17 protein-coding genes, 1 pseudogene and 1 riboswitch are annotated in these 18,979 nt (G+C 62.0%); of the genes and pseudogenes, 12 read left to right on the forward strand and 6 right to left on the reverse strand.

Annotated elements, in window-relative coordinates:
• Nucleotides 1–29: 29 nt before the first annotated feature.
• Nucleotides 30–215: riboswitch (cobalamin riboswitch) on the reverse strand.
• An 85-nt stretch (nucleotides 216–300) separates the two neighbouring features.
• The 4 genes from BCA01S_RS20745 to cobM are packed head-to-tail and all read left to right on the forward strand — an operon-like array spanning nucleotide 301 to nucleotide 4,127.
• Complete coding sequence (locus BCA01S_RS20745) at nucleotides 301–1,560, forward strand: bifunctional cobalt-precorrin-7 (C(5))-methyltransferase/cobalt-precorrin-6B (C(15))-methyltransferase (RefSeq protein ID WP_027778556.1); 1,260 nt, start codon at nucleotides 301–303, stop codon at nucleotides 1,558–1,560.
• Between the two features lie 5 nt (nucleotides 1,561–1,565).
• Nucleotides 1,566–2,654, forward strand: a complete 1,089-nt coding sequence (locus BCA01S_RS20750) for a cobalt-precorrin-5B (C(1))-methyltransferase (protein ID WP_027778557.1) — start codon at nucleotides 1,566–1,568, stop codon at nucleotides 2,652–2,654.
• A complete protein-coding gene (locus tag BCA01S_RS20755; RefSeq protein ID WP_027778558.1) occupies nucleotides 2,651–3,373 on the forward strand; it encodes a cobalt-precorrin-6A reductase in 723 nt (240 codons plus the stop codon). The genes BCA01S_RS20750 and BCA01S_RS20755 overlap by 4 nt, the downstream gene beginning before the upstream one ends.
• 28 nt (nucleotides 3,374–3,401) lie before the next feature.
• Nucleotides 3,402–4,127: a precorrin-4 C(11)-methyltransferase gene (gene cobM, locus BCA01S_RS20760; protein WP_027778559.1), complete on the forward strand. Its 726-nt coding sequence runs from the start codon at nucleotides 3,402–3,404 to the stop codon at nucleotides 4,125–4,127.
• 74 nt (nucleotides 4,128–4,201) lie between these two features.
• Here the strand turns inward: cobM and BCA01S_RS20765 are convergent, their stop codons facing one another.
• A complete protein-coding gene (locus BCA01S_RS20765; protein WP_027778560.1) occupies nucleotides 4,202–5,695 on the reverse strand; it encodes an MDR family MFS transporter in 1,494 nt (497 codons plus the stop codon).
• Between the two features lie 212 nt (nucleotides 5,696–5,907).
• On the opposite strand from BCA01S_RS20765, the gene BCA01S_RS20770 reads away from it, so the two are divergent.
• Nucleotides 5,908–6,180, forward strand: coding sequence for a DUF1488 family protein (locus tag BCA01S_RS20770; protein WP_006047020.1), 273 nt, complete (start codon nucleotides 5,908–5,910; stop codon nucleotides 6,178–6,180).
• 297 nt (nucleotides 6,181–6,477) lie between these two features.
• Nucleotides 6,478–7,113, forward strand: a complete 636-nt coding sequence (locus tag BCA01S_RS20775) for a carbonic anhydrase (protein WP_027778561.1) — start codon at nucleotides 6,478–6,480, stop codon at nucleotides 7,111–7,113.
• A gap of 46 nt (nucleotides 7,114–7,159) precedes the next feature.
• Here BCA01S_RS20775 and BCA01S_RS20780 read toward each other — a convergent pair whose 3' ends face one another.
• Both BCA01S_RS20780 and treA read right to left on the reverse strand, forming a co-directional pair.
• Nucleotides 7,160–7,741: an alpha-ketoglutarate-dependent dioxygenase AlkB gene (locus BCA01S_RS20780; protein ID WP_027778562.1), complete on the reverse strand. Its 582-nt coding sequence runs from the start codon at nucleotides 7,739–7,741 to the stop codon at nucleotides 7,160–7,162.
• 146 nt (nucleotides 7,742–7,887) lie between these two features.
• Nucleotides 7,888–9,582, reverse strand: coding sequence for an alpha,alpha-trehalase TreA (gene treA, locus BCA01S_RS20785; protein WP_027778563.1), 1,695 nt, complete (start codon nucleotides 9,580–9,582; stop codon nucleotides 7,888–7,890).
• Between the two features lie 373 nt (nucleotides 9,583–9,955).
• On the opposite strand from treA, the pseudogene BCA01S_RS37230 reads away from it, so the two are divergent.
• Nucleotides 9,956–10,483 (forward strand): annotated as a pseudogene (locus BCA01S_RS37230) (porin); the annotation flags it as partial.
• 17 nt (nucleotides 10,484–10,500) lie between these two features.
• On the opposite strand, the gene BCA01S_RS20795 reads toward BCA01S_RS37230, so the two are convergent.
• Both BCA01S_RS20795 and BCA01S_RS20800 read right to left on the reverse strand, forming a co-directional pair.
• Nucleotides 10,501–11,241, reverse strand: coding sequence for an LrgB family protein (locus tag BCA01S_RS20795; protein WP_027778565.1), 741 nt, complete (start codon nucleotides 11,239–11,241; stop codon nucleotides 10,501–10,503).
• Nucleotides 11,238–11,609: a CidA/LrgA family protein gene (locus BCA01S_RS20800; protein ID WP_027778566.1), complete on the reverse strand. Its 372-nt coding sequence runs from the start codon at nucleotides 11,607–11,609 to the stop codon at nucleotides 11,238–11,240. Before BCA01S_RS20800 ends, BCA01S_RS20795 begins: the two co-directional genes overlap by 4 nt.
• Before the next feature lie 134 nt (nucleotides 11,610–11,743).
• Here BCA01S_RS20800 and BCA01S_RS20805 point away from each other — a divergent pair, with 134 nt between their 5' ends.
• Entirely contained in the window at nucleotides 11,744–12,898 is a 1,155-nt protein-coding gene (locus tag BCA01S_RS20805) for an epoxide hydrolase family protein (protein WP_027778567.1), read from the forward strand.
• Nucleotides 12,899–13,094: 196 nt separating this feature from the next.
• On the opposite strand, the gene BCA01S_RS20815 is transcribed toward BCA01S_RS20805, so the two are convergent.
• A complete protein-coding gene (locus BCA01S_RS20815; RefSeq protein WP_042319059.1) occupies nucleotides 13,095–13,868 on the reverse strand; it encodes a YkgJ family cysteine cluster protein in 774 nt (257 codons plus the stop codon).
• 129 nt (nucleotides 13,869–13,997) lie between these two features.
• Between BCA01S_RS20815 and BCA01S_RS20820 the strand changes: the two genes are divergently transcribed.
• From BCA01S_RS20820 to BCA01S_RS20835, 4 genes are all read left to right on the forward strand, one after another.
• Nucleotides 13,998–14,330 carry an ArsR/SmtB family transcription factor gene (locus BCA01S_RS20820; protein ID WP_020067880.1) on the forward strand — a complete coding sequence of 111 codons (333 nt, stop codon included), beginning with the start codon at nucleotides 13,998–14,000 and terminating at the stop codon, nucleotides 14,328–14,330.
• Nucleotides 14,331–14,333: 3 nt separating this feature from the next.
• A complete protein-coding gene (locus tag BCA01S_RS20825; protein ID WP_027778570.1) occupies nucleotides 14,334–14,780 on the forward strand; it encodes an SRPBCC family protein in 447 nt (148 codons plus the stop codon).
• Nucleotides 14,781–14,822: 42 nt separating this feature from the next.
• Nucleotides 14,823–15,458, forward strand: a complete 636-nt coding sequence (locus BCA01S_RS20830) for a glutathione S-transferase family protein (RefSeq protein ID WP_027778571.1) — start codon at nucleotides 14,823–14,825, stop codon at nucleotides 15,456–15,458.
• Nucleotides 15,459–16,119: 661 nt separating this feature from the next.
• Nucleotides 16,120–18,288: a M1 family metallopeptidase gene (locus tag BCA01S_RS20835; RefSeq protein WP_027778572.1), complete on the forward strand. Its 2,169-nt coding sequence runs from the start codon at nucleotides 16,120–16,122 to the stop codon at nucleotides 18,286–18,288.
• Nucleotides 18,289–18,979 lie beyond the last annotated feature (691 nt).

The following is an 18,979-nucleotide window of genomic DNA, read 5'->3' on the forward strand; positions in this document are numbered from 1 at the left end:
CATCGGTACACCCCGCCCGATGTTGGCTGGCACGAACAGTCTGGCCGGCAGGTCTCCTGGCTGGCAGGTCGTCGTCCGCCGCGGCCTTCCCGGTTGAACCAGTGGCGCCAAGCGCAGGCGGACTCGCTGCATACAGTTGCGGGGGCAGCTACAGCGGCAATCTTCCCGCTGTGTTCCCTGTTAGGCCCCGAAGGGCACCGGCGGCTGTATTATGCCTTTTTTCGGATAGCACAACGAGGCTGGACGCTTTGACCGGCGTGGCGCAGTGCATTGTTTGAGATACAAAATGAGGAAGGGTGCATGTCGGCGTGGCTGACGGTGGTGGGCATTGGCGACGACGGCTTCGCCGGTTTGGGGCGGCCCGCACGGCGTGCGTTGCTCGAGGCGTCGGTGATTTACGGCGGCGAACGTCATCTGTCGATGTTGCCCGCGCGGCTGGCCGCTCGGCGCGCCGAGTGGCCGCGCCCATTCGATCTCGCGCCGCTTCTGGCCGAGCGCGGCAGCTCTGTGTGTGTGCTGGCGAGCGGCGATCCGATGCTGTTCGGCGTCGGCGCGACGCTTGCCCGACAGTTGCCGGCCAGCGAACTGCGCGTGTTGCCCGCGCCGTCGTCGTTATCGCTCGCGGCGGCGCGGCTCGGCTGGCCGTTGCAGGACGTGGCCACGGTGTCGCTGGTTGGGCGGCCGTTGCCGACGCTGAACGCCTATTTGCATGACCGCGCACGCGTGTTCGTGCTGAGCGCGGACGGGCGCACACCCGCCGTGCTTGCCGATCTGCTGAACGCGCGAGGTTTCGGCGCAACGCGGATGACCGTGCTCGAACATCTCGGCGGCGACGACGAGCGGCGCATCGACGGTCGTGCGGATCAATGGTCCCCGGGCGATGTCGCCGCGCTGAACCTGGTCGCGCTCGAATGCCGCGCCACCGAAGGCGCGCCGCGCCTGCCGCTCACCTGCGGCCTGCCCGACGACGCCTTCCGTCACGACGGCCAGCTCACCAAACGCGATGTGCGAGCGATCACGCTCGCGCGACTCGCACCGACGCCCGGCGAGTTGTTGTGGGACGTGGGTGCGGGCAGCGGCTCGATCGGCATCGAATGGATGCGCGCGCATCCGACTTGCCGGGCGATCGCCATTGAAGGGCACGCGGAGCGTCAGCGCTTCATCGAGCACAATCGCGATGCGTTGGGCGTGCCGGGCTTGCAACTCGTAGCGGCCCGCGCGCCGCAAGCGCTCGAAGGGCTGGCCGCGCCGCACGCGGTGTTTATCGGCGGCGGCGTGACGGTGCCCGGCGTGCTCGAAACGTGCTGGGACAATTTGCGCGCCGGCGGCCGGCTGGTCGCGAATGCGGTCACGCTGCAAGGCGAGGCGGCGCTCGCCGCATGGCGTGACAAACATGGCGGCACGCTCACGCGAATCGCGCTTGCGGACGCTCAGCCGCTCGGTGGCTTCGATACGTGGCGGCAAGCGCTGCCGATCACCTTGTACGATGTGGTGAAGCGTTGCGCTGCCGATGGTGTCCATAGTGTTGCCGATAACCTCAATGCTGCTTCATCGGCGTGACGCTCATGCGCGACGAAACGCCTGAACAATCCGCACCGCTGCGCAGCGGCTACACGACCGGCAGTTGCGCAACCGCCACGTCGCTGGCGGCCGCGCGTCTGCTGCTCGCGGGTGTGGTCAGCGAGGTGGCCGAAATCGTGTTGCCCAAGGGCCAGCATGTGCCGATGCCGCTCGTCTTCTGCCGGCTGACCGATGACGGCGCCGAAGCCGGCACGATCAAGGATGCCGGCGACGATCCCGACGTCACGCACGGCGCGGTGGTGTTCGCGCGCGTGCGTCTCGTGCCCGAGCCAGGCGTTGTGTTCCGGGCCGGGGCGGGCGTGGGCACGGTGACGCGTGCGGGCTTGACGCTCGCCGTCGGCGAGCCGGCGATCAACCCGGTGCCGCGCAAAATGATGAGCGAGCATCTTGCAGAACTCGCCGCCGAGCATGCCTATGGCGGCGGTTTCGAAGTGACGATTGGCGTTGAGGACGGCGAAGCGCTCGCGCTTAAAACGATGAACCCGCGGCTCGGGATCGTGGGCGGCCTGTCGATATTGGGCACGACCGGCATCGTGCGGCCGTTTTCATGCTCGGCCTACATCGCGTCGATTCATCAGGGCATCGACGTTGCGCGCGCTAACGGCTACATGCATCTCGCCGCGTGTACAGGCAATGCGAGCGAAGACGCGATGCGCTCACACTACGCATTACCCGATATCGCGCTGATCGAAATGGGCGACTTCGTCGGCGCGGTGCTCAAGCATGTGAAGCGCGCGCCGGTCGAGCGCCTGAGTATTTGCGGCGGCTTCGGCAAGCTGAGCAAGCTCGCGGCGGGCCATCTCGATCTGCATAGCCGCAACTCGAGTATCGATCTGGAACGGCTCGCCGCATGGGCCGCCGAACAGGGCGCCAACTATGCATTGCAATCCGCGATCCGCGCGGCCAATACGAGTCAGCAAGCGGTCGCGCTAGCGCACGCGGAGCGGGTGCCGCTCGGCGACATTGTCTGTGCGCACGCGCTTGCCGTCGCACGCGAAATCGTGCCGCCGCAGGTGAACGTGGAGATGTTCGCGATCGACCGTGCGGGCAAGCTGATCGGAGTCGCTCGATGACAAAGGTTCTGCTGCTCGGCGGCACTGGCGACGCTTTACGGATCGCCCGGCAACTTACTTCCGTCGACGTGTACAGTCTCGCGGGACTCGGCAAGGTGCCCGACGATCTGCCATGCAGCGTGCGGGTCGGCGGCTTCGGCGGTAGCGAAGGCATGGCACGATATATCGCAGATGAAGAGATCGGCCTCGTGATCGATGCGACGCATCCTTACGCGGCACAGATCAGCGCGAACGCAGTGAATGCGGCTCGTCACGCGGGCGTGCCGTGCTGGGCGCTGCGTCGACCGGCGTGGCAACCGCGCGCCGGCGACGACTGGCGCATGGTCGACGGCTGGGACGAACTCACAACGGCGCTCGCGCCGTTCAGGCGACCGCTCTTCACGCTCGGACGCGAACCGCTCTCGCATCTCGACGAGATCCCGCCACATCAATTCTGGCTCGTGCGCTGTCTCGACTCGCACGAAGACACGGAACGCGCCCGCATACTCGCGGCGCGCGGACCGTTCACGCCTGAAGGCGAGCGTGCGCTCTTCGCGCTGCAACGCGTCGACGTCGTGGTCAGCAAAAATAGCGGTGGCAGTGCGACCGAGGCCAAGCTCGAAGTCGCACGTGAGCGCCGCCTGCCTGTCGTGATGCTGCGCCGGCCTTCATTGCCCGCCGCGGATCGTGAATTCGAAAGCGTGGCGGAGTTGCTTGACGCGCTGCATCTGTCACGTTGAGTCGTCCGCTTGAAACATGGAGTATTGAATGACGGTGTTTTTTATCGGCGCGGGCCCTGGCGATCCGGAATTGATCACGGTGAAGGGGCAGCGTCTCGTACGCAGTTGCCCCGTGATTCTCTATGCAGGTTCGTTAGTGCCGGCTGCGGTGCTCGAAGGGCATTCGGCGGTGCAGGTGGTGAACACGGCCGAACTCGACCTTGACCAGATCGTGGCGTTACTGAAAAGCGCGCACGACAAAGGTCAGGACGTGGCGCGCGTGCACTCCGGCGACCCGTCGCTGTACGGCGCGATCGGCGAACAGATTCGCAGGTTGCGCGAGCTATCGATTCCCTACGAAATCGTCCCGGGCGTGACCGCAACCGCTGCTTGCGCGGCGGCGCTCGGCTGCGAACTCACATTGCCCGACATTTCGCAGACGCTGATTCTCACGCGCTACGCGACGAAAACGACGATGCCCGAGGGCGAACAGCTCGCCGACCTGGCGCGGCATCGCGCGACGATGGCCATTCATCTCGGCGTGCGGCACCTTGCGCGCATCGTCGAAGAACTGCGGCCGCATTATGGCGGCGCATGTCCGATCGCGGTGATCTATCGCGCGAGTTGGCCCGACGAAGAACAGATCACGGGCACACTCGACGACATTCTTGGGAAGGTCCAGTCCACGCAGATCGAGCGCACCGCGTTGATTCTGGTCGGACAGGTGCTCTCGGGTGAAGGCTTTGCAAATTCGACGCTGTACGCGAAAGCCTGACGTATCGGAAGGCGGTCGCTTGAATTCGCGCGTCGGCCATTCGACATACACGTCGACCCATCTACCGGTAGCAGCTAGTCTTCGAGCGGCGCGAGCGCTTCGACCGGCATCTTTTTCTCCGCGCCGATGGTGATGGCCGGCACGAGAGTCAGCAGCAGCACCACGAAAATGGCGATTGCGAAGATCGAAATGAACGTGAGATGCAGCGATTGATGCAGCACCATGCGGATTGCTTCGCCACCACCGAGGCTCGCGGCCTGATTTTGCAGCAGGCTTTTCAGTTGGTCCGACGTGACGACGGCGACGCCTTGCGAGTGGCTAAGCCCGAAGTTGAGCACAGCGCCGAATAGCGTGGCGCCGAGCGTGCTGCCCAGATTGCGCGAGAACAGATTCGACGCCGTTGCACTGCCGCGTTCGTCCATTTTCACGATTTCCTGAATCAGGATGAGACAGCTGACGCTCGACGTGCCCATGCCGAAACCCATGATCAGCGAGCCGAATGCGGCGACGAGCGGCGAGCCGCCAGGCGCAAGAAACAGCAGCAGCACCGCGCCGATGGGAATGAACGCACTGCCGCCAATCAGCATGCGCCGCAGGCCAATGCGGTGAAACGACTTGGCGGCGAGCGTGGCGCCGGCCGGCCAGCCGACCATCATCATCGTGAGCGCGAGGCCCGCTATCACCGGCGAGCGATTGAGCACGCCTTGCACATACATCGGCAGGAACGTGGTCGAGCCCATCAGGATCATGCCGGACAGCAAGGTCGCGCCGTTGCTCGCGGCAATCGGGCGACGGCTCCAGAGCGCGAATGAGATCATCGGTTCTTTTGCGCGGCGCTCCTGCAGCACGAACAGCAGCAGGCACACGACGAATGCACCGCCGGCCATCGATGCGTGCGCAAGGTCGTCGTCGCCGGCACAGGTCAGCGCGGTCATCAACGCGGCTATCGCGGCCATGAAAAGCGCCGCGCCCGCGAAGTCGATGGAAGGGCGCGCATGCCGCTCGGACTCTCGTAGAAACGCGATAAACCCTGCTGCGGATGCGAGGCCGATCGGCACGTTCATCCAGAAAATCCACGCCCACGACAAGTTGTGGATGATGAAGCCGCCGACCATCGGTCCCACCACCGCTGATATCGCCCACACGCTTGCAAGATAACCTTGCACCTTGCCGCGTTCGCGCGCAGGGTAGAGGTCCGCGACGATGGTCAGCGTGACCGGCTGGATCGCGCCCGCGCCGATGCCTTGAATCAGCCGGAACGCGATCATGGCCGGCATCGACCATGCGAAGCCCGCGAGCACGGAGCCGATCAGGAAGATCGCGATGCCGGCCAGCATGACCGGCTTGCGGCCGTACAGGTCGGCGAGTTTGCCGAACACCACGGTCATTGCCGTTTGCGTGAGCAGGAACGAAGAGAATACCCAGCTATACAGATGCAGATCGCCGAGTTGCGCGACGATCTGCGGCATGGCGGTGGAAACGATGGTGGCTTCGATGGCGACCATCGCCATGGAAGCCATCACGGCGGCAATGACCAAAGGACGCGACGATTGCGGATTGCGGGACATGGGGCGAAGTTGGATCAGAATAGTGGGTGCGTCCGGCCGCCTGGCGCTCGAACTGCACGCGGCGACGCATGAGCACGGCCGTTCGGAGGCGGCCGACCCCGAGTATGCACCTTGCACAGAATCTTCGCATGCGAGCGGCGCCATCGGCGCCCTGCGCCGTTTGGCACAGCACTTGCGACTTGCAAGGTTCTTTCGACACATGGAGGGTCATTATGAGGATCGAATTCACCGGACGCCGTGAAGTGGTGGCGGCGGCACGCGTCGCCTTCGAAGCCAATGTCGATGGAAAAGACGTCTGGTGCAGCGTCTCGCTCGACGCGCTAAACGACCATTTCGGTAACGGCGGGCCGTCGGCTCACGATCTCGTAGGTACGTTCGAAGCCAATCGCGCGCAGATTGAAAACGCTACCAAACGGGTGCTGGAAAAGAACGGCGGGCAGTCGGTGGAACTGGAGACGCGCGACTTCGACAAGACGGGGCCTTAGCATTGGCGCTGCCGCGGTCATTGCCGTCGACGGGTCCGGCATGCGCCGGGCTCGACGGTTGTTCTCGCCGATAAATCTGCGGCGGCCTGGCGGCTCGGCGGCGCTCGTGCCGCGAGCCGTTGCAGCACTCGTAGCTGGTCCACGTGCCGCGCCGGTGAGTTCACGGGTGCCTGGCCGATTGCGCCGTCCCGATAGCACCGCAACGCCTGCCGAAGCCGGCGCAACGCGGTATAGTTCGCGCGAACCGCCGCGGCCATGCAAGGCGCGCCGCGTATCTTCGATTATCGGGAGAACATCGTGCAGGAAATCATCGAGGGCTTGATCCGCTTTCAACGTGAAGTGTTTCCGCAGCAAAGTGCTTTGTTCAAGCGCCTTTCGACCGCGCAAAGTCCGAGCACGCTTTTCGTGACGTGTTCGGACAGCCGCGTGGTTCCCGAACTGCTGACGCAGGCGGAGCCGGGCGCGCTCTTCGTGATCCGCAACGCGGGCAACATCGTGCCGTCGTATGGTCCGGAGCCTGGTGGCGTATCGGCGACAGTCGAGTACGCGGTGGCCGTGCTCGGCGTGCGCGACATCGTGATATGCGGCCATTCGAACTGCGGCGCGATGACCGCGATCACCACCAATACGAACCTTGAACATTTGCCCGCAGTGGCCGGCTGGCTGCGTCACGCCGATGCGGCGAAGGCGATCAATGCGTCGCGCACCTATCAGTCGCCCACGGAGCGTCTGGACGCGCTCGTCAAGGACAACGTGGTCGCGCAACTGGCCAATATCCGCACGCATCCGTCGGTTGCTGTCGGGCTAGCGAACAAGACGCTGCAATTGCACGGCTGGATCTTCCAGATTGAAAGCGGCGTGATGCTTGCACTCGACGGCCGCACCGGTCAATTCGTGCCGCTGCTCGAGAATCCGAACATTTACGCGGTGTGATTGACGGGTCTGACTTCGCCGCGCATGCGGCATGTAGCTCGTGCCGCTAGCCGCTGTAGCAGCGGAACGCAAGGCTGATGCGCGGCCCAACACGTTCATTGAGCTTGGGAATGCCGTGGTCATGCGTGAACTGCGACGCGTAGCTCATGACGAGGCAACTGCCGGGTTCGAGGTCGACATGCATTGCGCGGGCCGGGCCTTTCTTTGGGCGGACGGTCATGCGGCGGCTTGCACCAAGCGACACGATCGCGATCGGCTCGCCGGGCACCAGATTCGCCGTTTTATCGCTGTGCGGCGCGACGCTGTCGTGCTCGTCGCGATAAAGATTAAGCCCCACGCGATTGAACGGCGCGCCGACCAGCGAACGCACCATCTCGAACGCTTCCGCAAGCGGCGTGGGCAAATCCGCCGATTCGCGCAGAAAGGTGGCGATCAGCCGGGGCACGAGCACTTCGCGCTCGTACATCATGCGCTGATAGCTGCTCCAGCCTATGTTGCGCAACGTCTCGTCAAACCACCGTTGCGCGAGCTCGGGCGGGATAGAGTCGGGCAGGTAGCGTATTCCGCCGTCGCTGTCGCCGAATAGCGCGACGGGCTCGGGGGCAAACAGGCCTTGCTGGGACGCCATGGTTCAATGCCGGGCGCGAGCGGCCCGGCCGGCAAATAGTGGGTTCATGCAAGGCATTATACTGTGTTTTTATACAGTATTTCTGCCTGTGGCCGTACCTCGTGCCCTCGTCCGCGCTTTAGCCTGTTTGCGTCGCCGGAACGCTGCTACTCGCCGGGGCTATACAGGTCGAGTAGTTTGAGCGTTACGCCGTTGGTCCAGCCGAAGCCGTCCTGAAGCGGATATTCACCGCCACCGCCGCCGCCCGTGCCCGCTCCCTCGACCACATATTTTTCGACCAGTTTCTTATCCGACGCATACACGCCTTTCACGTCGGAAAGAAATCGCGTGCCGATCTGTTGTGCGAGAGCGTCGTGGCCATAGCGCTTCAAGCCCTGAATCGCGACCCAATGCAGCGGCGCCCAGCCGTTCGGCGCGTCCCACTGTTGGGTGGTGTTGTAGGTTGTCGTCGCGAGGCCTCCAGGCTGCAATAACGTCGATTGCACCTGCTGCGCGGTCTTTTGCGCGCGCTCCGGCCATGCCGCGCCCACGAACAACGGGAACACCATGGCGGCGGTCTTGTTGTCGCGCGGTTTCGCGAGCTGCCAGTCATAGTCGCCGTAGTAGCCGTTCGGGTTCCACAGGTAGCGATTGATGCCGAGCGCGCGTTTCGCGGCGCGTCCTGCGAATTCGCCGACACAGCGGAAGTCGCGCGTCTCGCTGCAGCCTTTGGCAATGCTGATCTCCAGGTGGAACATCAGGCTGTTCAGATCGACAGGGATAATCGACGTCGTGCGCACCGTCGCGAGCGTCATGTTGTCGCCGAACCAGCGCGAGCTGAAGTCCCAACCGCTTTCCGCAGTGGCGCGCAGTTCACGATAGACGTCGTTCGGATTGCGGCCGGTGGCTTTCTGCGCAGTCTGTATGTCCTCCAGGTACGATTCGTCGCGAGGCGTGTCGAGTTCGTCCCAGTAGCGGTTCAGTACGGTCCGGTCGGGCATCACTACGACATTGCGGGTCGCCGAGCCCGCCGGCGTGGAGTTTTCGCCCTGCATCCAATAGCCATATTCCTTGCGCAGCGCGGGCAGATACTTCTGATAGACGCCGTGGCCTTCCACCTTCGCCGCGAGTTCAACCATGTGCGAGAAGAAGGGCGGCTGCGAGCGGTCCAGGTAGTAGGTACGATTGCCGTTTGGAATATGGCCGAACGTGTCGATCATGTACGCGAAGTTGTCGAGCATGTTGTCGACGAGGTCCTCACGGCCCGCTTCCTGCAAGCCGAGCATCGTGAAATAGGTGTCCCAGTAGTAGCCCTCCCGAAAACGGCCGCCCGGCACGACATAGGGCTTCGGCAACGGAATCAGCGAACTGTTCGGCGGTGCGCTCGTGGTCGTGCGGGTGAGGGCAGGCCATAACCAGTTGATGTGCTCACGCAGCGTCTGATTGGCGGGCGGCGTGATGACCGGCTCGCTCGGCGGCGTGAAGTACTGGTTCACGAAGTTCGCCAGCGAAAAACCGGGCTTGCCTCGCTGCTGCTGATAAAGCTGCACGATGACGGCAGGGTCCGCATTTGGCGTTGCATCGACGAAGGTCTTCTGGTCCGGATAGATCTGCGCGGTCTGCACGGCAACGAAGAGGTCGCCGTACAGGATATCGGGCGCGGGCGGCAGGGTTCCGCCTACTAACGTGTCGGCTCGACAGACGGATGACAGCCCAACGAGGAAGGCGAAGCCCGAGACAGCAACCGCGCGATGCAAGTGCTTCAATCGCGCAACGGGGAGGGAGGGCTGAACCAGGACGCCGGGAACGCCGGACACGCCGGCGGCACGGCTAATGCTGCGCGCTTGCGATGACACAATCATGTCTCCTCCTCAGGAATGGACAACAGGATTGGTCTGCCTCTTACGCCCTCTGTTTTCATGGCCCGCGTTGGGGCGTGGCTAGCATGGCATAAAACCGGGCGCGCTTCAAACTATGCATGGTGAATGCGCTTCGCGCATCCTCGAAGAGTCATGGTTAATGGTCAGTTAGTTCGGATGTCGAAACGATTGCGTCGAGTGTCTGTGTCAGCGAACTTTGATCGACGGCGCAGCTGCTGCCACTGACGTGCCCACATCTTTCGCCGCTTTTCGAATCAGGCGAAATGTCTTTTGCTGTTGAACGAATAACCAATGGAATTGTTTAAATCTATGATTCATTATTTCAATAACTTGCCCATGGAATAATGTGGAAGAGCTCTACGGCCTGATCGATACAGGCTTGACCTATACGAGCAATTCCGGCGGCAGCAGCAACTTCCAGCAGGCAAGCGGCATTCTGAACGGCAATCGCTGGGGCCTGCGCGGTGCGGAAGATCTCGGCAATGGCCTGAAGGCAATCTTCGTGCTTGAAAACGGCTTCAATCTGTCTACCGGCAAGCTCGGTCAGAACAGTCGCGAGTTCGGGCGGCAGGCGTTCGTCGGTTTGTCGAGCAACCAGTACGGCGCCGTCACGCTGGGTCGCCAGTACGACAGCGTGGTCGATTATCTCGCGCCGCTTGCTCTAAACGGCACGCAGTATGGCGGCACGCTGGCGTCACACCCGTACGACAACGACAACCTGAACAACTCGGTGCGTATCAACAACGCTGTCAAATTCCAAAGCGTCGATTACGCCGGCTTCAAATTCGGCGCGTTATACGGATTCTCGAACGCGGCGGGCAGCTTCGCCGATAGCCGCGCGTACAGCGTCGGTGCGTCGTATGTGTTCGGCGGCCTGAAGGTAAAGCGAGCACCTTGCGCTCAGGTGCCGAGCCAGCGCGCAATGAGCGGCATCAGCACGGGAACCACGAACGCGGTGAACACACCGTTCAGACCCATGCCGAGCCCCGCGAACGCACCCATTTGCTCGCTGACCTGAAAAGCGCGCGCCGTGCCGATGCCATGCGACGCAACGCCGAGTGCGAAGCCGCGCACTTCGGGCTCGGCGATTTTCAGCGCGTTCAGAATGGCGCGGGCGAACACTGCACCGAATACCCCCGTCGAGATAACGAGTACAGCCGTCAACGAAGGAATTCCGCCGATTTCGGAAGCGACGGCCATTGCAATCGGCGTTGTCGCGGATTTCGGCGCGAGCGACGCAACCGTCTGATGCGAGGCGCCGAAGAGCGCAGCCACGGCGACCGCGGACAGTATCGCCGTCAACGAGCCGGCGACGAGTCCGCCGATCAGCGGAAACGCAAAGCGGCGCAGCTTCGGCCATTGACGATAAAGCGGCAACGCAAGCGCGACCGTCGCGGGGCCGAGCAGGAAGTGCACGAACTGCGCGCCCTCGAAGTAGGTGGCGTACGGAGTGCCCGTGATTTCGAGCAGCGCGACGAGCAACGCGACCGCGATCAACACCGGGTTGGCCAGCGGATTGAAGCGCGCCTTCGCATACAGCGTCTGGGCGATCAGGTACGCGATCAGCGTGATGGTCAGGCCGAGCAAAGGACTTGCTGCGAGATAGACCCAGAGTGCGCCGAGCTTGGGTAAGGCGGTCATTGTGCGGCCTCGCGGTCGGCATCAGTGTGCAACTGCCGGCGCATCAACGCGCGCGTGACGAGCGCGGCCACCGCAATCGCCAGAGTCGTGCTGACGGCAATCGACACGATCACCGCAATGGCGTCGCCGCGAATGCGGCTTGCCGAGACCATGATGCCGACGCCTGCCGGCACGAACAGCAGCGACAGATGCCGCAGCAGTTCGAGCGCGGTGGGTTCGATCGCATCGGCTGTTTGCGGACGCATCATGACAAAGCCGAATAGCAGCAGCATGCCGATCACGGGACCCGGCACCGGCAAATGAAACACGTAAGACACACCTTCCCCGAGGCATTGAAAAGTAAGCAGGGCAGCCAGCGCGGCAAGCATGTAGATCTCCAGCAGGAAACGGAAATGCGGCCATTGTGTACCATGCGGATAGTTTCGTGGACCCCGCGAGTGGATTGCGGAGAGCCTTGCGTACAGAAAGTTCTCCATCAATGACTTGTTGCAGGACGACAGCCATGCAAATCGAGCCGTTTCAAATCGCCGTACCTGACGAGGACATCGACGATCTGCGTCGACGCATTCGCGCGACACGTTGGGCGCCCGCTACGCCTTCCTCAGCGTGGGAGCAGGGTGTCGATTCAAACTGGTTGCGTGAGCTCGCCGACTATTGGGCCGGCCAATTCGACTGGCGCGCGTCGGAACGGCGCCTGAACCAGCAGCCGCAATTCGTGGCCGATCTTCACGGACAGCGCGTGCACTTCCTGCATCGGCGCGGTGCGGGACCGGCACCTTATCCGCTTGTCGTTACACATGGCTGGCCGGGCTCGTTCGTGGAGTTCGAGGCGTTGATCGAGCGGCTCTGCGAACCGGAAGCGTTCGGCGGCGATCCCGCCGATTCGTTCGATGTGGTCGTGCCTTCGCTGCCGGGCTTCGCTTTTTCGCCGCCGCCCGCGCAGTCCGGCATGTCCGCGTTTCAGGTCGCGGATCTCTGGACGTCGCTGATGCGCGGCCTCGGTTATCAGCACTTCGGCGCGCAAGGGGGCGACCTCGGCGCGGGTGTGTCGGTTGCGCTCGCGGCACGGCATCCGCAGATGGTCGACGGCATTCACCTCAACTTCCTGCCAGGGTCGTATGAGCCCGCAATCGGAGCGGCCCAACAACCGTTGACGCCGGAAGAAGAGAGCTTTCTGCGCGAGAGAAACGAGTGGGTAGCGCTCGAAGGCGGCTACGCGCACATGCACGCGACGAAGCCGTTGACGCTGGCGGCTTCGCTGAACGATTCGCCGGTAGGGCTCGCCGCATGGATCGGTGAAAAATTCCGCGCATGGAGCGATTGCGAAGGCGACGTCGAACGGGTGTTTCCAAAAGACGATTTGCTGACCAACGTATCGCTCTACTGGTACACGCAAAGCATTGGCCCGGCGATGCAGATGTATTGGGAGAACCGCTTCGCGCCGATGCGTTTTGCCGATGGACAACGTGTCGTGCCGCCCGTCGGCTTCGCGCGTTTCCCGAAAGAGATCAGTCGTCCGCCGCGCAGCTGGCTCGAACGAACCTTCAACGTGGTGCAATGGACCGACATGGCGAGCGGCGGGCATTTCGCAGCCATGGAGAAGCCTGACCTGCTCGCCGCCGAAATCCGCGCGTTCTTCAGGCCGCTGCGGACTTAACGCATTGAACGATGCGCGAAGAGCCGCGCGTGGCTGTCGTGGCAGTTCATCGGATAGCCGCGCTGAATGTTCAACGAAACATGCGCCGCGTGCTCGTGGACAGACACTGTGCGAGGTTCAGCAAGGCCGGTGAAACCGCCGGAAACCTGCGGGCGGCGTCTCGACGCCGCGTCGATGCGGGCAGGCATGCACGGCTCTACGCAGACGATGCCTCATGAAAGCCGTGATAGCGGAAGTCGCGCGCGTCCACCGGTTCATCGAGGCGGACGGCGGCGCCCACCGACAGCAGCGTCTCCACCGTAACACCGCGGTTCGATACGAACGTCCATTCTGCTGAAGCGGGTAGCACATCCGGCGTCGCGCGAATTCGTTCGAGAGCCGGAAGCAGTTCGCTGCTTCGCGGCGCATAAATAACGAACCCCTCGTTTGCGAGCGACGCATGATTGATTGCCAACTCGTGACATAAACGCATGCGAAGCGGCGCTTCATTTTCCGCCGTGCGGCGCGATAGTTCGATCAGTCGACGCGTCGTCTCGTCCACCAACACACCGTGCCGCTGCAACGGCTTGTTATTCCATGCCTCGGGCGGACACGCCTTGTTTGCAGGCGTCAGCGAGACGAAAGGGTTGATCTCCGCCGGATAGATACGGCACACGAGCGGCCGCTCTTCATAGATGCCGCACAGCATGTCGGCGCGAAGATTGGGACATGGACCCGCGAACGCGGCCGCGAGAATGATGGACACGCGCACGGGCAGCGAACCGCTCTCCGCGGGTGTCGAGCGCGCTTTTCTGTAGTCCGCTTGAGCGTTGGGCGGCTCGGGATCGGCCGGCCACGGAATCGCCTCGCAAATCAGTTCCATCTGCCCGCCTCGCGCGAGCCAGTCGCTCGCCTCGGCCAATGTCAGCGGCAAGCGCAAGTCGTGGCAGCACTTGCCGCACGCGGTGCATTCGAAGTCGATGTCGTCCACGCGAAATTCCTTTTTTAATTCGACGTTCGGCTTGGTCGCGCGAACGGCGAACTTCTGACAGCAGACTGCGGAAAAAAGTATCGCGTAAAAATCCTTGACACCGCTCGTCGAATCTCTATAGTTCACCACATGGTGAAGTGTCCAGTCAGTCAACTCGATCGTACTTTTTCCGCGCTGGTAGATCCGACGCGGCGGGCCATCCTCGCTCGTCTGGAGCGGGAGCCGGGCCTTTCCGTCACGGAAATCGCGCGCCCGTTGCCGCTCAAGCTGCCGGCCGTCATGAAACATCTCGACGTGCTGAGCGACGCCGGCCTCATCACGCGCGCCAAGCATGGTCGCACCGTGTCAGTCGATCTCGTTGCCGGCCCCATGGAAGAGGCCATGGCGTGGCTCAAACGCTATGAACGCTTCTGGTCCGCGAGCCTCGACCGGCTTGCCGATTTTGTCGAAGGAGGAGAGTGAGCGATGCAGAAGCCCAGTCTAACCATCGTGCGCCGCCTCAAGGCGCCGCCGCAGAAAGTGTACGCAGCGTGGACGAGGCCGGAGTTGATGGCGCGTTGGTGGGGGCCTGACGCCGGCCCGGTGTTGAGCGCCGAAGCCGATCCGCGTGTGGGTGGCCGGTTTCGCGTGGTATTCCAGACGCTCGACGGCGAAACGCATGACTGCCGCGGCGAATATCAGGAAGTCGAGCCGGACCGTAAGCTCGTCTTTACGTGGGAATGGGTGACGTTGCCCGAGCGGCGCTCACTTGTCAGCATCACGTTCCGGCCGATCGACGAGGGCACGGAAATGAACTTCACACACTCGCAGTTCTTCGACGAAGCCGCGCGCGACGGTCACGATGCCGGGTGGAAGGGCGCGTTTGAGAAGATGGATGCACTGATTGCGGAACTGGGCAACACGGAACTTTGAAGAGGCAGCATCGAATGAAGTGAACCAGCACGGAGACGTCAAATGAAGCTTTACTATGCGGAATCGTTAGCGCCGCGCAAGGCCTGCGCAGTGGCTAAATATTTAGGTTTGCCAATTGAATACGTCTATTTAGATCTTGGCAAAGGCGAGCACACTGAGCCCGCTTACCTGGCGCTCAATCCGAACGGCAAGGTGCCGTGCCTCGTCGATGGGCAAAGAAGCATCTGGGAAGCGGACGCGATTATTTGCCATCTCGCGCAACGCGGGCAATCACCGTTATGGCCGCAGAATGACGAGCGGCAGGCCGACGTGCTGCGTTGGCTAAGCTGGAATAGCCAGCACTTTTACCGCCACGGCGGCTTGCTTTACTTCGAACACCTGATCAAGCCCGCAATCGGTCTGGGCGCGCCTGACAGTGCGAAAGTCGCGGAAGCTCAAGGGTGGTTCCGCAAGCATGCGGGAGTTCTCGACCAGCATCTGAAAGGGCGTAAATGGTTGCTTGGCGATCAGTTGAGCATCGCTGACTTCTCGGTCGGCGTCACGCTGCCCTATGCGGCAAGCGCGAACATGCCGCTAGACGAGTTTCCCGAGGTAATGCGCTGGCATGATCAGTTGAGCGAGCTTGAGGCGTGGCGCGATCCGTTTCCTTTGAGGCAGGCCCAAGCGGTTGCGGCCTGAGACGTTCAGGTGTTGTGCGACGTTACATCGACGGTGACGTGCGCCACGTCTGTTCTTAGCCCGAGTCGGCAATGCGCCGACTCGCGGCCATGTGTCCCATGACACATTTGCACGCCGTCTTTTCGTGCGCTGCGTTGAACTCAATAGCTAGTACAAAATCGATTCGCAATTCGTTATCTGCGTCACGCTCGCCTTAGCACATCCGGCATTGAAAAATAAAAAAGATTTTCGTAGTCCAATCCGGAAAAACCGCTATTTAGAGTTTTAACTCAGGTTGATTACGTCACGCATCCAGTTCGCATACATCGTGTGGCAATTCGGGAAAGATTGTGAAAGGAAGTTGACACGATAACGTTTGCCAAACTAGGCTACGCACTGTCGTCGAAAACTGATCCTGATTTCCGGTTCTGCCTGTGAGGTCCGGTGGGCGGCGCTTTGTCCGGCGATCATCAGAGCGTAGCTATTACGCTTATGAAAGTTTTGTAATAAATAAGCATTTGAATCTTAAAATCAGCCAATTAGTGCTGAGGACGTAACACGTCCATATTCTGGCTAGCAATTCGGTGCTAGTGCGGGAGACCTTTGTCGCTGAAAAAAAAGAAACACGGCTCAAGTGGCTCAACGCACTTCTTTATACCGATATTGTCAGTCGAGGATTAAAATGCGTATAAATTTCCGATCGCAGGTGCAGTGCCTGGCGTTAGCCGGAATCATGGTAACAGCCGGGTGCGGTGGAGGAGACGGCTCCTCGTCATTGACGAGTAAATCCGCACAAGGGCCGGCGGGCGCGTCCGAAGTCGCCCAGGTGCCGCCTGCAAGTGCAGTGCTCGCGGATACGTCGATCGACAAGACCGTGCAGCCGGTCGAATTGCCGAACACTGTCATGCCGGTCAACTACAAACTGTGGTTCCGGCCCAACCCGGCGCTGTCGTCGTTCGACGGTCGCGCAGACGTGCAGATCAAGGTGCTCAAAGCCGTCAATGCGATCACGATCGCAGGCCATCGCGTCAAGTTCACCAACGGCACCATCACGCTTCAACCGGGCAACATCGCGCTGATCGCCACGCCGCAAGACGACGGCGACTTCTATCAGCTTCGACCCGTGAGCGGTCAGATCGCCGCCGGCAACTACTCGCTCCACATGGAGTGGAGCGGCATCATCAACTTCAAGAGTTATGACGATCCGGTCGCGAAGACGGGCGGCAGTTGCGGCGACGACCATTACCCCGGCTGCTCTGCAGCGGAGGGCGTATTCCGCGTCGATCTGAAGGCGACCGACGGCACCACGAGCGGCGCGATCCTCACGCAAGGCGAGTCGAATCTGGCCCGGCAGTGGTTCCCGGGCTGGGACGAGCCGGCTTTCCGGCCCACCTATGAGGTGAGCGCGGAGGTGCCGCAGAACTGGAACGTCGTGTCGAACGCGGCGGAAAAGCCCGCGGTGAATGTGGATAGCGGCTACAAACTGGTGTCGTTCGAAAAGACGCCGCCGATGCCGTCGTATCTGCTCTTCTTCGGCGGCGGCCAGTTCGACATTCTCGAAGACGATTTCACGAGTCCGCTGCCTGACGGCAAGGGGCTGCATCTGCGCATTTTCACGCCGCCGGGCATGCGGGACTGGGCCAAGCCGGCGATGCAGCAGACCAAGCAGGCGCTGGATTACTACTATCGCTACACCGGCATCCCGTTGCCGCTCACGAAGTTCGACACGGTGGCGGCCAATGACGCGTTCAAGGAAGAGAAGGACTTGAACTTCGGCGGTATGGAGAACTGGGGCGCCATTCTCGAATTCGCCGATGACATCCTGCCCGCGCCGGGCACGACCATGTCCGACTATGGCGTGACCGTGCTCACGCACGAGGCGGCGCACCAATGGTTCGGCGATCTGGTCACGCTCGACTGGTGGGACGATGTGTGGCTGAACGAATCGTTCGCAACGTTCTTCGAAAACAAGACCAAGGTGCGTTTCTTCCCGGACCGGTTCAGCTGGGTCGACGACGTGAAGAACAAGTATGCGGTGATCAACGCGGACCTGAAGTCGACCTCATTCCCGGTGCAGCCGAACTTCAACGGCTGGGCGTCCAACGACTTCGTGCTGAGCGCGAGCGCGTTCACGTACGACAAGGGCGGCCATGTGCTGAAGATGATCGAAAACTATCTCGGCGAGGAAACCATGCGCCGCGGTCTGCAGCAGTATCTCGCCGACTATTCGCTTGGCAACGTCACGCCGAAGCGTCTGTGGGATGAGTTGGCAAAGGCGAGCGGCGAGCCGATGGTCGCGATCGGCGACAGCTTCGTGCGGCAAACCGGCGTTCCGTTGATTTCGCTCGACACGCAATGCGATCTGACGACGAACCAGACCATCGTGACGCTGAAACAGTCGCCGTTCCCGAATCAGAACCAGTATCCGGGGACGCAGTGGACCGTTCCGCTGACGCTCGCTTATGGCGATGGACTGACCTCGCGCAAAACGCTCGCGCTGAAAGACCCGCAAACGCAGGTGCGGCTCAACGGCTGCTCAGCGGTGCTCGCGGACCCGAGCGGTCTCGACTACTACGTAACGAACTACAGCAACAACGCGTGGAGTCAGTTGCTCGCACAGGGTAATGCGCTGAAGGATCCTGTCCTGCTGACGAGCTTGCAACTCGAAGCGAAATTGCTCGTGGCACACGGTCTTGCGGACCCGTCGCGTGAAACCAGCATCGGCTCGTTCAGTTCCGCTAACGCCATGGTTGCCCGTCAGTTGCTGAAGACGCCGACGCCGACGACGCAGTCGCTGCGTCCGACGATCCGCTACCAAGGCAAATTGCGGCAAAAGGCGCAAGGGCAGTAACGCACCAAGCCGGCGGCGAACACCAGCGTGTTAGTCGGCGGCAGTACAGTGGCCCGCATCGTTCACGCGATGCGGGCCACTGCGCTTTTGCGACGTCAGCATTACCGCATTAGCGGCCAGATCCGCTTAACGGATGGGCAAGCGGCTCTGCCAGGCGATAGCGCAATAGCGCCGAAATCTCGTCGATGTACGCCACTTCGCGCACGTCCGCAATAGCAAAGGGCGCATGGCCGCTCACAGCCGCTCCGATGAGAATGTGTGACTCTTGTGTGCGCCGGACGTGGCGTCAAACATTCCTCGTTTAGTGGATGGCGCAACCATTTCTGGCGCCGCTCGGCGCAACCATTCGATGCGACGCATAGGAGGTGAACGTGCCGGTCTTTCATGTGCCCGACGTCAAGGCGCGAAAATTGCGTAGGAGTGGTCCCCTGGCGCATTCTGCCGACCGATCATCAAGGCTGGCGGCGCTTTGCGCCCGCTCATACGTCAGTTGAAAGGCCACTGCGTTGTTGTATATGCATGGACGTTGAACGTTTTACCCGGGTTTCCAGCCGCGAATGCGCGCTGCCGAACAGACGTCGGGAGCCGCGCCGCGTGTTGTTGTCGCTACCGGATGAGCGAGTTACATTCTTCCAGCAGCGTTTGCATCGACCGTGCGAAATTGTGAGACCCAGCCTGATGGAGCGTCAGA

The sequence above is a fragment of the Paraburkholderia caledonica NBRC 102488 genome, from assembly GCF_000685095.1.
Lineage (GTDB): Bacteria > Pseudomonadota > Gammaproteobacteria > Burkholderiales > Burkholderiaceae > Paraburkholderia > Paraburkholderia caledonica.

Excerpts from the sequence above, each read along its gene's own strand:
- BCA01S_RS20745 (WP_027778556.1), top strand. The coding sequence starts at position 301 with ATGTCGGCGTGGCTGACGGTGGTGGGCATTGGCGACGACGGCTTCGCC.
- BCA01S_RS20795 (WP_027778565.1), bottom strand. The coding sequence starts at position 11,241 with ATGACCGCCTTACCCAAGCTCGGCGCACTCTGGGTCTATCTCGCAGCA.
- BCA01S_RS20755 (WP_027778558.1), top strand. The coding sequence starts at position 2,651 with ATGACAAAGGTTCTGCTGCTCGGCGGCACTGGCGACGCTTTACGGATC.
- BCA01S_RS20835 (WP_027778572.1), top strand. The coding sequence starts at position 16,120 with ATGCGTATAAATTTCCGATCGCAGGTGCAGTGCCTGGCGTTAGCCGGA.
- cobM (WP_027778559.1), top strand. The coding sequence starts at position 3,402 with ATGACGGTGTTTTTTATCGGCGCGGGCCCTGGCGATCCGGAATTGATC.
- BCA01S_RS20805 (WP_027778567.1), top strand. The coding sequence starts at position 11,744 with ATGCAAATCGAGCCGTTTCAAATCGCCGTACCTGACGAGGACATCGAC.
- BCA01S_RS20780 (WP_027778562.1), bottom strand. The coding sequence starts at position 7,741 with ATGGCGTCCCAGCAAGGCCTGTTTGCCCCCGAGCCCGTCGCGCTATTC.
- BCA01S_RS20830 (WP_027778571.1), top strand. The coding sequence starts at position 14,823 with ATGAAGCTTTACTATGCGGAATCGTTAGCGCCGCGCAAGGCCTGCGCA.
- BCA01S_RS20770 (WP_006047020.1), top strand. The coding sequence starts at position 5,908 with ATGAGGATCGAATTCACCGGACGCCGTGAAGTGGTGGCGGCGGCACGC.
- treA (WP_027778563.1), bottom strand. The coding sequence starts at position 9,582 with ATGATTGTGTCATCGCAAGCGCGCAGCATTAGCCGTGCCGCCGGCGTG.
- BCA01S_RS20825 (WP_027778570.1), top strand. The coding sequence starts at position 14,334 with ATGCAGAAGCCCAGTCTAACCATCGTGCGCCGCCTCAAGGCGCCGCCG.
- BCA01S_RS20800 (WP_027778566.1), bottom strand. The coding sequence starts at position 11,609 with ATGCTTGCCGCGCTGGCTGCCCTGCTTACTTTTCAATGCCTCGGGGAA.
- BCA01S_RS20820 (WP_020067880.1), top strand. The coding sequence starts at position 13,998 with ATGGTGAAGTGTCCAGTCAGTCAACTCGATCGTACTTTTTCCGCGCTG.
- BCA01S_RS20765 (WP_027778560.1), bottom strand. The coding sequence starts at position 5,695 with ATGTCCCGCAATCCGCAATCGTCGCGTCCTTTGGTCATTGCCGCCGTG.
- BCA01S_RS20750 (WP_027778557.1), top strand. The coding sequence starts at position 1,566 with ATGCGCGACGAAACGCCTGAACAATCCGCACCGCTGCGCAGCGGCTAC.